This window comes from Streptococcus suis, from assembly GCF_019794555.1.
In the GTDB taxonomy this organism is placed as follows: domain Bacteria; phylum Bacillota; class Bacilli; order Lactobacillales; family Streptococcaceae; genus Streptococcus; species Streptococcus suis_AB.
In genome coordinates this window covers 61,819-74,896 of the sequence record NZ_JAIMEP010000007.1, presented here as the reverse complement: position 1 = coordinate 74,896, position 13,078 = coordinate 61,819, and the positions used below count along the sequence as shown (strand labels likewise).

Sequence of the window (13,078 nt, the reverse complement as noted above, 5' to 3'; positions counted from 1 at the left end):
GCCTTTTTAGGCTGGGCATTTTGTTTATAAACTACCTTACTTCACCAACTTCTCCATCTCTTTAATCCGCTCTACTGTGGCGTCATATTTAGCTTGGTAGTCAGCTTGTTTGGCTTTTTCTTTTTCGACGATTTCTGGTTTGGCGTTGGCGACGAAGCGTTCGTTGCTGAGTTTTTTGCCGACCATATCGAGTTCTTTCTGCCACTTGGCCAGTTCTTTGTTGAGGCGCTCGAGCTCTTCTTCCACGTTGAGCAGGTCTGCGAGTGGGAGGAAGATTTCAGCGCCTGTGATAACGGCTGACATAGCCAGTTCTGGGTTCGCAATACTTGATGAGATTTCAAGTGTTTCTGGGTTTGTGAAACGTTTGATGTAGTTGACATTGCTGTTGAAGAAGGCTTCCAAGTCGCTGTTGCTTGTTTTCACAAGGATTGTGATTGGTTTGCTTGGGGCAACGTTCACTTCCGCACGCGCATTTCGCACGGTACGAATCAAGTCTTTCAGGCTTTCCACGCCTTTGTGCGCAGCTTCATTTTCAAACGCCGCATCAACCGTTGGGTAGTCTGCTGTTACGATAGAGCCTTCAGCGTATTGACCAAAGATTTCTTCCGTCACGAACGGCATGATTGGGTGGAGAAGACGAAGAATCTTATCCAGCGTGTAGAGGAGGACAGAACGAGTGATGACCTTCTCGTCTTCGTTGTCGCTGTAAAGGACTTCCTTAGTCAACTCAACGTACCAGTTGGCGAACTCTTCCCAGATAAAGTTGTATAGGATATGACCTGCCACACCAAACTCAAACTTGTCAAAGTTCTCAGTGACCTTACCGATAGTCTCATTGAGGTTGTGGAGAATCCACTTGTCCGTCACGTTTCCAGCCTCACCACTCGCCACTTTCGCCACATTTGCCGTCGCATCTGCCAGCGTCAAGCCCTCATTGTTCATAAGAATATAGCGGGAAATGTTCCAGATTTTGTTGATGAAGTTCCATGACGCGTCCATTTTTTCGTATGAGAAACGGACATCCTGTCCTGGAGCAGAGCCGTTAGACAAGAACCAACGAAGGGCGTCGGCACCGTATTTCTCAATGACATCCATTGGATCAATACCATTTCCAAGGGATTTAGACATCTTACGCCCTTCTTCGTCACGGATAAGTCCGTGGATAAGGACGTTTTGGAATGGCTGACGACCAGTAAATTCAAGCGATTGGAAAATCATACGAGACACCCAGAAGAAGATGATATCGTAACCTGTTACCAGGGTTGACGTTGGGAAGTAACGTTGGAAGTCTTCTGAGTCCACATCAGGCCAACCCATGGTTGAGAATGGCCAAAGGGCAGAGCTAAACCAAGTGTCAAGCACATCTTCATCCTGTTTCCAGCCGTCGCCTTCTGGAGCTTCCTCACCAACGTACATCTCACCCGCTTCATTGTACCAAGCAGGGATTTGGTGTCCCCACCAGAGCTGACGAGAGATTACCCAGTCATGGACATTTTCCATCCATTGAAGGAAGGTATCGTTGAAACGTGGTGGGTAAAATTCTACCTTGTCATCTGTGTCTTGGTTGGCAATGGCATTCTTCGCCAATTGGTCCATTTTAACGAACCATTGTGTTGACAAGCGAGGCTCAACTACCACACCTGTACGCTCTGAGTGACCAACGGAATGCACACGGTTTTCGATTTCAACAAGGGCGCCCAGTTCTTGTAACTTAGCAACCGTTGCCTTACGAGCTTCAAAGCGGTCCATACCTGCAAATTCACCTGCCAACTCGTTCATCGTACCGTCGTCGTTCATGACATTGACTTGTGGCAAATTGTGGCGTTGACCTACGAGGAAGTCATTTGGATCGTGGGCAGGTGTAATTTTCACAACCCCTGTACCAAATTCTGGGTCTGCGTGTTCATCCGCAACGATTGGGATGAGCTTATTCACGATTGGAAGAATAACGTTTTTGCCAATCAAGTCCTTGTAACGTGGGTCTTCTGGGTTAACCGCCACCGCAACGTCACCGAACATGGTTTCAGGACGAGTTGTCGCAACTTGAAGGGCACGAGAGCCGTCTTCCAACATGTAATTCATGTGGTAGAAGGCTCCTTCTACGTCCTTGTGAATCACTTCGATATCAGAAAGAGCTGTGCGAGCCGCTGGATCCCAGTTGATGATAAATTCGCCACGGTAGATCCAGCCTTTTTTGTAGAGTTCTACAAAAACCTTACGAACAGCTTTTGACAAGCCTTCATCAAGTGTGAAACGTTCACGTGAATAATCCACAGATAAACCTAGTTTACCCCATTGCTCCTTGATGGTTGTAGCATATTCATCTTTCCATTCCCAGACTTTATCGAGGAATTTTTCACGACCAAGATCATAGCGTGTGATACCTTGCTCCCGCAAGCGCTCCTCAACCTTAGCCTGTGTGGCAATCCCCGCATGGTCCATACCTGGAAGCCAGAGGGTATCAAAGCCCTGCATGCGTTTCTGGCGGATAATGATGTCTTGAAGGGTGGTATCCCAAGCGTGTCCCAAGTGCAATTTACCTGTTACATTTGGTGGCGGAATGACGATAGAATAAGGCTTCGCCTCCGCATCGCCTGACGGCTTAAAGACATCTTGGTCCAACCAAGTTTGGTAACGACCAGCCTCAACCTCGGCTGGATTGTATTTTGGTGATAATTTTTTTGACATTATTTTTTCTCCTTTAGTATTCTTTAAGAAAATTGGTTTATACTATCCTCAAGCTAGAAATAGCCCAATTCTTTTTCATATAATCTCCTAGAAATAGTCAGTCCCTTGGGCTGGCTATTTCGTTTGTTCTTGCTCAAGTTCTTCCATTTTTTGGATAATCAGTTGAGCTACTTCATTGGCAGAAAGATGGGTATTATTAATTTTATGATAATGGTCAAGTTGCTTCGGCACAAATTCTGGATTAAAGTTTGCAAACTTTATTGTATCTAAAATATCTTTTTCAGACCACTCAATATTTCTTTTCCAAGGTTTATGTTGCAAACGATTTTCGGTCACATTTCTTCTTAAACGTTCTTGCAGCTCTGTTTCCAATTCAATAAACAGAACAGCTTGATTCCTACTGTGATAAATCTCTTGAATATTCTCTAAAAAAGAAATATCTGCTGGATCATTAAAGTCAATAACAACTGTAAAAATCAAACCCAAATCAGTTTTCGCAGAGGTTTCAAAAAACTTCATACGAATATCATTAATAAGTTCTCTCGCTTCGTCAGACATTGGAAAAATTTTGTTACGAAATCGATTGATTCATGATTATGAAACAAAACCAAATCTGTTAATCTTTCAACCTCCTGCCCAATGGTCATCTTGCCAGAAGCTTGTGCTCCAATAATAATTAGATTCATCTTGCCTCCCCCACCAACTCTATCTTAATCCCATCTGGGTCTTCCAAATAGAGGGCATAATGATCTGGTCCTCCAGCGTGGGGATAGCGGTCATCGTAGAGCAGTTGGACTCGTCTGGTCAAAAATTCCTTCCGCCATTGGTCAATGTCATCTGGTGTTCCCGCATGAAAAGCTAGATGATTGAGACCTGTACGGCACCGGTGATAGCCTGCTCCTAGGAAGTCCTGTGGCGTTTGGACAAAGACCAGGTACTGCTCTGCTTTTTTATAAGATAGCCCGTCCTCCCACTCCTGATAGAGCGAGTAGCCCAGCTTGGTCAGAAGAAAATCGTAGAATGCACGTGACGTTTCCAAGTCTGAAACGTAAATTTCAACATGATGTAGCATATTTCTCCTTTCCAAATGAAAATCCCTGCCTAGACTTGCTAGACAGGGACGAAGTTATTCCGCGGTACCACCCTTGTTCAGATAATTTATCTGCACTTTACTTATTCGATTCACATCATCAGCAACCAGTTTTGACATTTGTGCGGATTTCTCAGTACCACCGCTTCCTGTGACAAATGGGGCTCAAAACACCTCTGATTGGCTTTATTCTATCAAAATATTTTAGAAAAAGCAATTAATTCTCTTTTTTGAAAACAACACCATTTTCTTTTAATTTTTTGACCGTTCCTGGGCCAATTCCTTTTATAGACAAAATTTCCTTCTCTGTCTTTTTCTTAAAATCCGCTTCAGAAGCCAACTTTTGCTCCGTAAAAATACGAACCAAGTCCATTCGAATACCTGCAAATTCAGGTTTATTTAAATTTGAAAACCAGTCATTCGCATGGCTAAGTGTCCTATGTAAGTGTGAAATATTTCGGTGATATTCTACTTCGGAGAAATCATCCTCAAAATCACAATCATTATCCCAATCGTCTGAACATCTCGTCAGGTATTTCTCTAAAATCATATTATTATTTAGAAAATCAAACAGTGGATAAAGAGCTGTTTGCAAGGATTCCTCTGTGAATGGAATATAAACTTCTTTTTCTTCGATTTCCAAAACTCTATCCAACCAATCCACTTCACCAAAGAACAAACTAGTCTCTCCGTTCATTTTTTCAAGTTGGACAAATAGCTTATCCGCTTCATCCCATTTCCCTTGCAAAACTTTCGAAATCAATAAATGTAGCAGCGCCCCGTCATCCTTATTTCCCTTTTGAACTTCTGCATAATAGGCTTGTTCGACCTTGTCGTACTGTCCTAATTGGTTATACAAAGAGAACATGATTGGTAAAAAGTTAGGAGGGAAGCGACGTAACCCATGCGAACGGAATGTTTCAATAATTTCCACGGCCAAACCATAAAAGCCCTCATCAATAAAATATTCCAAACAGTACATCAGCCCCTGATGAATTGGTCGTGTTTCAAAACAACTCCAATCCGCGTAATCTTCAGCCTTCCATAAATCCAGCGCCTGCTGATAGAACTTATATACCTTCTCAAAATAAGAACGTTCAAATGGTTCTTCCTCGATTAAAAGCAGGTGGAAACGTGCCGCAAAAAAATCTGAATTTATCGCCAAAACTTCCTTCAACAGTTTCTTCCTAGCCCTAGCATTTGGAGTGTGCATTGCTTTCCTAAACAAAGCATAGTCTTCCGAAAAAGAAAACGTCCCATCTGCCAACTGATGATTGATCTGCCTATAATCTGGTTCTACACCCGTTCTTTCAAACTCTTGAAATATGGCTGTTTTTTGATCATCATAATTTTGTATCGTCCGCCGCTCAACAATAGTTGGTTTTTTATGGAAAAATTCAAATAATTCCGCTTCCTCTTGTTTCAGGACCTTGATATCCAACTTTTGTTGTTTCTTTAATTCTTTCTTCCTATTTTTCTTCTTTGCCATAAGCTTTTCTCCTTGGATATTCTAATTCCATTATAGCAAGAGAACAAGAAAAAACCAACTCATTTCAGTTGGTTTCTGTTATATTAAGCTTTCAACTCAATCCCTTTTTCTTTCAACTGCTTGATAGTTGCAGGACCGATGCCTTTAAGAGCCAAGAGATCCTTTTCTGTATGGTTTGCAAAATCAGCTACAGATTGAATTCCTGCTTCGTAGAAGGTTTCCAAACGTGCTGTCGCAATGCCTTCCAACTCAGGAAGTGCCAAAAAGTCTTCCAATGAAGCCGCTGAAGAAGTCACCTCTGCTACAACTTCTTTCACTTGTTCCACAGCATGTTCTACGAAAGTTTCAGCCTGATGTGCGACTGTCTCAACAGCTCCGCGAGCAGTTTCAAGACCGACACGCCCTGCTCGTCTCAAGTCTGCTAGTTGTTTTTTCAATTGTTTTTTACGATTTGCTTTTTTCTTTGACAATGCTAAATCCTCTCCTTAATAATTCCGTTGACCAAGCAATTCATCTGGTAAATCATGAAATCCTTTACCAGCATGGTAGTTGGCAAATTTTCCTTGAATAAAGCGATAAGCATCCAGCTTGCTCTCATAACGAATATATGCATCCGCAGCACGCTCATCCTTATCTTCTTCCAAAACACGGCGACTTTCTTCAACAGCCATTTCATTGACCATGATTTGAGTGTTCACCCAAGCTTCAAATTCTTTTAAAAATTCTTGTTCTTTTGTCATTTTTTCCTCTTTCGTCTGTTTCAATTGAAACACACCGACATATTATACCATAAAATCACCATTTGGAAAGTCAAAAAAAATAGTCATTTTTTTTACACAAATATAATTACAACTCTATCAATTGGTGATGAGATAGCATCTAATTGATAAAAATAGGAAAGAGGAATCCACTGAAATCCTGTATTCCTCTTCAACATGACAGTTATTTGTTTTCAATCGCTGCCGTAACAAAAGCTGTATACAAACCTTCTGGACGATTTGGACGAGATTGCAGTTCTGGATGGTATTGACAAGCTACAAAGAATTTATTTTCAGGAATTTCAACAATTTCCACCAAACGGTTGTCAGGTGATACTCCTGAGAAGACAAATCCTGCTTTTTCAAATTGCTCACGGAATGCATTATTAAACTCGTAGCGGTGACGGTGACGACGTTGCACAACCTCTTGGTTATCATAAGCAGCAGCAGCTTTTGAGCCACGTTTGAGTTTACTTGGATACAAGCCTAAACGAAGTGTTCCGCCAAGGTCTTCTACTCCAATTTGGTCACGCATGATGTCAATGATCGGATATTTAGTTTCTGGGTTTAATTCAAAGCTATTAGCACCTTCCAAACCTAGAACGTTCCGAGCAAACTCAACACAAGTCAATTGCATTCCCAGACAAACACCTAGCATTGGCACATCATTTTCACGCGCATATCGAATAGCTTGAATCTTACCTTCTGTTCCACGTTGACCAAATCCACCAGGAACGATAATCCCTTGGGCTTGGCTAAGACGCTCCTCTACATTTTCAGCTGTTAAATCATTGGCATTGACCCAATCCAATTCGATAGCAGCATCATTAGCATACCCGGAATGTTTCAAAGCTTCGACAACTGAAATATAGGCATCCTGAAGTTCAACATATTTACCAACTAGGGCAATTTTCACCGTTTTCTTCAAGTTCAATACCTTGTCTACCATTGCAGTCCACTCTGTCATATCTGCTGGTGGCACATCTAATTTCAAATGGTCGCAAACGATTTGATCCATATTTTGGGCTTGCATATTGAGTGGAATTTGATAAAGATGCTCAACATCCAGTGATTCAATCACAGCTTCTGGAGCCACATCACAGAATTGAGCCAATTTATTTTTAATTCCTTGACCTGCTGGTTGCTCAGTACGAATCACCAACATATTTGGTTGAATTCCCAGACCACGCAGTTCTTTAACAGAATGCTGGGTTGGTTTTGTTTTCATTTCACCAGCCGCCTTAAGGTAGGGTAGAAGTGTCGTGTGGATATACATGACATTATCTGAACCCACATCCGCTTTCATTTGACGAAGCGCTTCAAGGAAAGGCAGACTTTCAATATCACCAACTGTACCACCTACTTCCGTGATGATGACATCCGCATCTGTAGTACGGGCAGCTCGTTTAATTTTATCTTTCAAAGCATCCGTAATATGTGGAATAACTTGAACAGTTGCGCCCAAATACTCACCTTTACGCTCTTTACGAAGGACTTCGCTATAAATTTTACCAGTTGTAACATTTGAATATTTATTGAGGTTGATATCAATAAAACGTTCATAGTGACCTAAATCCAAATCAGTTTCTGCACCATCATCCGTCACAAACACTTCACCATGCTGGTAAGGACTCATGGTTCCCGGATCAATATTAATATATGGGTCAAATTTTTGAATGGTTACTTTCAGTCCACGGTTTTTCAATAGTCGACCAAGGCTGGCTGCCACGATCCCTTTACCAATAGATGAAACCACACCACCTGTTACAAAAATATATTTTGTCATGCAAACTCCCTTTCTACAAATCAAGCTAATCGAAAGATCTTGGGGAAGATCCTTTTACTAACCTGACGAAAAAACAAAAATAGCTCCCTATGAACTAGGGAGCTCCGACCTCAAAAGAGGTGCCCGATATTATCTTATCGCAATTTAGCTATCTTGTCAATGGATTTTAATCTTCCAAATTTTCGTCGTCAGAATAATCATCATCATCGTCATCTTCAGCCAAATCAACATCCTCATCAACTATGTCGTCTTCCGGAATGATTTCATTTATTTCAGAATCGTATGATTCCACTTCATCTTTTTCATCATCAGGATTTTCATCGTCATATCCTGATTCATCCGTATCTTCGTAACCATCTTCATCTTCTGGATCATCATTACCATAATCAATGGCATCATCATCTCCATCCATGAAGGCATTGACACGTTTTTTCTTACGTTTTGGTGCATCATCATCTTCTTCAAGAGTAATCACTTCTTCGTCGATCTCATCGATAGCATACCATGAACGAAGACCCCATTTATTATCCCCAAGTGGGATAAAGCTACCATCCACATTCAAATCTGAATAGAAGATTGGAAGGGCTGCACGAATATCGCTATTTGATTTTTCTAGGTAATTTTGAATTTCATTGACCAAGTCGTTGAAATACATTTCATTGTCACGTCCACGTTCTTCCAAAATAGCACGAGCTACTTCAATCATGGAAAGTTCGCTTTTTTCTTGTCCTGCAAATACGTTAAGTTCCAAGGCTTTTCTCCTTTTTTGTCTTTCCTTTCTATTTTACGCTAAAATAAGCAAATAGTCAAAGAAACTGATGAAATTTTTAGAAAAGGAAAACTCGAATCCATTCGAGTTTTCCTTAATCATCACTATCTATTCGTTGTTAACTGCACTTACTGCAGTCGATTCTTGATGAGCTTCTTCCTTGGTTTTCTCGGGCACAATTGCCTTTTCATCGACAATGTTTCGAGCGCTGTCCTCTTCAGCATGATTCGCCAAAGCGTTTTCTTCACTCTCCTTTACAACTGCTGCTGTAGCATCTTTTGTTGTCCTTTCTGTAGGTGTTTGTGGAGCTGTTTCAGCGGTTTCATTCGTAACTTGGGCATCTGTTTCAGATGGACTTGATTGAGTTGATGGAACTGCTGATTCGGAACTTTCGGATACTTTTGTTGGTTCAGAAACGGTTTCTTTTACTGTTCCCCATCCTTCACTTGAAGCAGGTCGTTCTTGTGGATGAGTCATATAGTATTTTACAGTCGCCAGAAAATCTTCCAAACCATATCCTTGTGGCACTTGGTATTTACCTTGATCAAACCATAAGAAATCGATATAGTGATTGTGATTGTTGTGTGGAATAACTAAACGACCATCTTTCACTTCACTAGCATACCCTGACTGGTAAGGCAGTTGCTCAAAAGGCACAATCTTTTTCGGTGTAACCCTGTTAAAGATGGATGCTGCCGTTTCTTTAACAACTTGTGCTGCATCAGCTGTACTCGACTCACTTGTACTTATGGTTGATGTAGCAGCTGGTTTTTCCAATGAACCCGTAGCTGAGGTTGAACTTGTCGTCGCTTTTTCACGTTGAGCCACCATAGCCTCTGCTGGGATCAGCTCGCTTAAGTAATTCAAATCACTCTTGTTAATCCGACGGTAACCATCTGTAATCACACGTGGGATGCGATAGTTATCCGTACCTATTTTCACTTTGGGATCTAATAGGTCTGCTGGGTCAAAAATATAGCCATCTTTTGTTGTATATTTTCCTGCTGCCTTAGCTTCTGCCAACTCTTCTGCTGAGTGAACAATTTGCCAATTTTTCAAACCTGCACGTTTCTCAATTGGTGTGACATTTTTCGCCAATTCTTCAGCGTCTCGTTTATCAAGAAGAGTTTGTACAGCTTCCAATTCTTCTTTAGATAAATCTTTCTTGGAAATTGAACGCAGAGAACCACCTGTCGCTCTTGGTAGACTGAACGCTTGACTAAAGACAAAACTTGCTGGATCTAGTACGTCTTCCGCCGAGAAGATATAGCCATCATTTGTCGCAAATTTCCCTTTTGCACGTGCATCCATGACTTCTTCTGCTGTGTGAATGATTTGCCAATTTTTCAAGCCTAAGCGGTTTGCTTTAGGTGTTGCATTTAGAATTGGGGGAACAAGATCCGTTGCTTCTCCATCACCATGTCCACTTGTAGTCCAAGCAGATGGACGAATTTCAGGATGTTGCATGATATAGCGGATCGTTGCAATTTGTTCCTTACTCAACCATGTGTAAGGTAGGACGTGGATGTGATCAATGTGTGGAATAATAAAGGATTGTCCAGTATCATAGGTTGCATTCGCTCCCTTCATCGGAATTTGATCCATACCGACCAACATGGCTGGCTTAAGATCTCCTTCTGCAAGCGGTGCAATATCAAATACATACTGCTTATCTTTTTCTGCCAAAGTTAATTCAGCAAATGAAATGTTCATTAAATCCAATTCATTTCGAGAATATGAGTAGGTTTTGCCATTTAACTCAACATCATAAAGCACTTTTTCATCTTGACTGCGTTTCGCAATGACATGCTTGTATTCAAACGCCGGTCTATCTGCTTGTATTGTATCATCAGGTTTTACAGGAGTCTCTTGAATAGGCGTTGATGGCTTGGACTCATTTCCTTGAGCAGAATCCGTTGGCTTAATGTCACCACTAGCTTGTTCAGTAACCTTGGTCGGATTCTGTTTCCCAGATTTCTCATTTACCCATTCTTCTACCTGCTTGATTTCGAAATCTTCTAGCTCTCCAAATCCAACATAATGGAAATGATCACCATGACTAGCCACCAACCCTTGGTCATCAACCGAGGTAATAGATTTTTTACTAAAGACATAACCGTCACTAGTGAAATATGCCTTACCATCCAACCCTTTCCCATAAGCAGGAATCTGGCGTCCCATGTAAGAAACCGTTTTCCCTGTTGTCTGCTTGGGTTGAGTTGGTGATACGGGTAATGCTGGAAGCGTCCCAATTGGTGTGACCGGATTGGTTGGTTGTACCGGTGTATGCTGGGGCTGCCTTGCTTGTTGAGTAGAAGAAATCCCTGCTCCATTTAATCCAATCATTCTGGAAATTTTCTCTTCCAGAGGAGACATCTGGCTATAGGGAACAAAATGATAATGGTCGCCATGTGGAACGATAACACCTGTTGCTGTTTTCTTGGTGATTGCTCTCGGATCAAAGACCAGACCATCAGCCTCTACATGGCGCTGAGATAAAGGTGTGGCATCTAATTGAGCCAGCAAACTAGACAAATCTTGTCCTTGCACCACCTGAATGGTAGCAATCTGCTCTTGTTGACGACTTCCCCCACCATATTGATGACCACTAGCTGTATTGACAGTTCCCTTTTGATTCCAGTAGTCTTGTGCAGCCTTTAATTCCGATGTAGAAAGATCCTTTTTCGGAATGAAATGAAAATGGCTTCCATGAGGAACAATAAATCCATCACCTGTATCCTCAATGACATCCGTCGGGTTAAAGACATACCCGTCATCAGTTCTATAGCGACCATCTGCGCCAGCCTGACCTGTGGCTTGTTTTTTACTATCTGCTGACGAGATTCCCTTTTGTCGCTCTACTTCCTCCTTACTACGGACATTTTTATGCTTATTGGCATCTTTCAAATAGAGGTAATATTTTCCGTCAACTTTTATAACATAGCCATCTTGCACTTCATTGACAATGTGACTATCTTGAAGGACATAATTTGGATCCTTCATAACCAATTCTTCACTGAAAATTGCATCGAAGGGAACCTTTCCATTATAGTAATGAAAATGATCTCCATGTGACGTCACATACCCCTGATCAGTAATCTTAACAACAATCTGTTCCGCATCGATATTTTCCTTGGCAGAAATTTGATCTGGCGTCAGTTCCTCCGCAACCGTACTTTGTTCACTCTGACCGCCTTCGACATAGGCCACTCGGTTCTTCTGTTCTTCCATAGCTTGGAAACGACCAAGCTGATAACTACACAGACTCATCCCTAAAACAAGGGTTGCAACAGAACCAACAACAACTTTTTTCTTCATATTCTCCCCTTTCGGTTATTTAAATCTCTTATTTCAACTCCTGAGCCAGAGTTTCTAAGACCTGCTCTAAATTTTCTAAATACGTCGCATTATTTCCAGGATCTGCTTCAAGAGGATCCAATACTTTCAAATCCACTCCAGTCGAACTGGCCAACGCTTGAGCAAGTTTATTTGAAACACCTTTTTCCGTAAAAATCGTTTTAACGTGGTAGGTATCCACAAATTCTTTGACTTCTGCCAGCTGTCTTGGACTCGGTTCTTCCTCTGAAACCCCGGCTATTCCCAACTGAGTCAATCCAAAACGTTGTGCAGTATAAGAGAAAGCCGTATGTTGGGTTACAAATGTTTTTGAACTTGCTTTAGAAAATACAGTAACATATTTATCAGCTAAGCGTTGAGCCTCTTTCTCTAGATCCTTAGCGTTTTTTCGGTAATAAACTGCATACTCAGGGTCACTTTCTGCTAGCAGTTCCCCAATCGCAACAGCTTCTTGACCCACCAAAACGGGATCCAACCAAGTATGTGGATCATATAGGCTCGCCTCATCAATCCCTTGACCAGCTTCTACATCATCCAAGCCTGGAACCTTTATCAAGGGTAGAGTCGTTGAGGCCTCTAAGACTTTGACGGATGACCCTTGTAAATTCGGTTCCAACCGATTCGCCCACGACTCCAGAATCCGTGAGTGATAAATAAAGACATCGGCATCATAAATAGCCTTAATATCTGCTGCCGATGGTTCATAAGAATGAATCCCCTGCCTTGAACCAATCATTCGGACATCATTCCTTTCACCAGACACTTCCTTAACCAGTGAATAAATTGGGTAAAATGAAGTGACAACCTTCAATCCAGACTGAACCTGACTTGACTCCTTCTGCACTGAACAAGCAACAAGAAAAAAACCAAGTACCATTAAGATACCGCAATGGATTATTTTCTTTATCATAATCTCCTCCTTTTTATTAACCAGTTAACTATACCACAAGATAGTTAACCAGTCAAGTATTTGTTTGGATTTATTTACATCAACCAATCCAACATCAAACTGTTGCTCAAGAACGAACAAGCCCAGTATTCCTATCTCTTATAGAGACAAGTGAGATCAATTTCATTCCTATTTGCAAACGGTATTTCCTAACTCTCTACAGTTTCCCAAATAAAAAACCCGACCATAGGT

At 41.5% G+C, this 13,078-nt stretch carries 9 protein-coding genes and 1 pseudogene; all 10 read right to left on the bottom strand.

What is annotated here, in order from left to right; all coding sequences use genetic code 11:
• Window positions 1–36 precede the first annotated feature (36 nt).
• The 10 genes and pseudogenes from K6V48_RS04680 to K6V48_RS04635 all read right to left on the bottom strand — a co-directional run bounded on the left by K6V48_RS04680 (window position 37) and on the right by K6V48_RS04635 (window position 12,847).
• On the bottom strand, window positions 37–2,688 hold the full coding sequence (locus K6V48_RS04680) for a valine--tRNA ligase (protein ID WP_222368243.1): 2,652 nt from the start codon (window positions 2,686–2,688) through the stop codon (window positions 37–39).
• Between the two features lie 114 nt (window positions 2,689–2,802).
• A pseudogene (locus K6V48_RS04675) lies at window positions 2,803–3,374 on the bottom strand (shikimate kinase).
• Complete coding sequence (locus K6V48_RS04670) at window positions 3,371–3,760, bottom strand: VOC family protein (RefSeq protein WP_222368240.1); 390 nt, start codon at window positions 3,758–3,760, stop codon at window positions 3,371–3,373. The pseudogene K6V48_RS04675 and the gene K6V48_RS04670 overlap by 4 nt, the downstream one beginning before the upstream one ends.
• Window positions 3,761–3,995: 235 nt before the next feature.
• Window positions 3,996–5,267 (bottom strand): tetratricopeptide repeat protein, encoded by a 1,272-nt coding sequence (locus K6V48_RS04665; protein WP_024403488.1) that lies wholly within the window; start codon window positions 5,265–5,267, stop codon window positions 3,996–3,998.
• A gap of 83 nt (window positions 5,268–5,350) precedes the next feature.
• Entirely contained in the window at window positions 5,351–5,737 is a 387-nt protein-coding gene (locus K6V48_RS04660; RefSeq protein ID WP_172085584.1) for a helix-hairpin-helix domain-containing protein, read from the bottom strand.
• Between the two features lie 15 nt (window positions 5,738–5,752).
• Window positions 5,753–6,007: a DUF1912 family protein gene (locus K6V48_RS04655; RefSeq protein WP_172016916.1), complete on the bottom strand. Its 255-nt coding sequence runs from the start codon at window positions 6,005–6,007 to the stop codon at window positions 5,753–5,755.
• 202 nt (window positions 6,008–6,209) lie between these two features.
• On the bottom strand, window positions 6,210–7,811 hold the full coding sequence (locus K6V48_RS04650; protein ID WP_222368237.1) for a CTP synthase: 1,602 nt from the start codon (window positions 7,809–7,811) through the stop codon (window positions 6,210–6,212).
• A 166-nt stretch (window positions 7,812–7,977) separates the two neighbouring features.
• A complete protein-coding gene (gene rpoE, locus K6V48_RS04645) occupies window positions 7,978–8,562 on the bottom strand; it encodes a DNA-directed RNA polymerase subunit delta (RefSeq protein WP_172016912.1) in 585 nt (194 codons plus the stop codon).
• A gap of 126 nt (window positions 8,563–8,688) precedes the next feature.
• Window positions 8,689–11,898 carry a pneumococcal-type histidine triad protein gene (locus K6V48_RS04640; RefSeq protein WP_261311041.1) on the bottom strand — a complete coding sequence of 1,070 codons (3,210 nt, stop codon included), beginning with the start codon at window positions 11,896–11,898 and terminating at the stop codon, window positions 8,689–8,691.
• A gap of 28 nt (window positions 11,899–11,926) precedes the next feature.
• On the bottom strand, window positions 11,927–12,847 hold the full coding sequence (locus K6V48_RS04635; protein ID WP_222368234.1) for a metal ABC transporter solute-binding protein, Zn/Mn family: 921 nt from the start codon (window positions 12,845–12,847) through the stop codon (window positions 11,927–11,929).
• Window positions 12,848–13,078 lie beyond the last annotated feature (231 nt).

Excerpts from the sequence above, each read along its gene's own strand:
- K6V48_RS04680 (WP_222368243.1), bottom strand. The coding sequence starts at position 2,688 with ATGTCAAAAAAATTATCACCAAAATACAATCCAGCCGAGGTTGAGGCT.
- K6V48_RS04670 (WP_222368240.1), bottom strand. The coding sequence starts at position 3,760 with ATGCTACATCATGTTGAAATTTACGTTTCAGACTTGGAAACGTCACGT.
- K6V48_RS04665 (WP_024403488.1), bottom strand. The coding sequence starts at position 5,267 with ATGGCAAAGAAGAAAAATAGGAAGAAAGAATTAAAGAAACAACAAAAG.
- K6V48_RS04655 (WP_172016916.1), bottom strand. The coding sequence starts at position 6,007 with ATGACAAAAGAACAAGAATTTTTAAAAGAATTTGAAGCTTGGGTGAAC.
- K6V48_RS04650 (WP_222368237.1), bottom strand. The coding sequence starts at position 7,811 with ATGACAAAATATATTTTTGTAACAGGTGGTGTGGTTTCATCTATTGGT.
- K6V48_RS04640 (WP_261311041.1), bottom strand. The coding sequence starts at position 11,898 with ATGAAGAAAAAAGTTGTTGTTGGTTCTGTTGCAACCCTTGTTTTAGGG.
- K6V48_RS04635 (WP_222368234.1), bottom strand. The coding sequence starts at position 12,847 with ATGATAAAGAAAATAATCCATTGCGGTATCTTAATGGTACTTGGTTTT.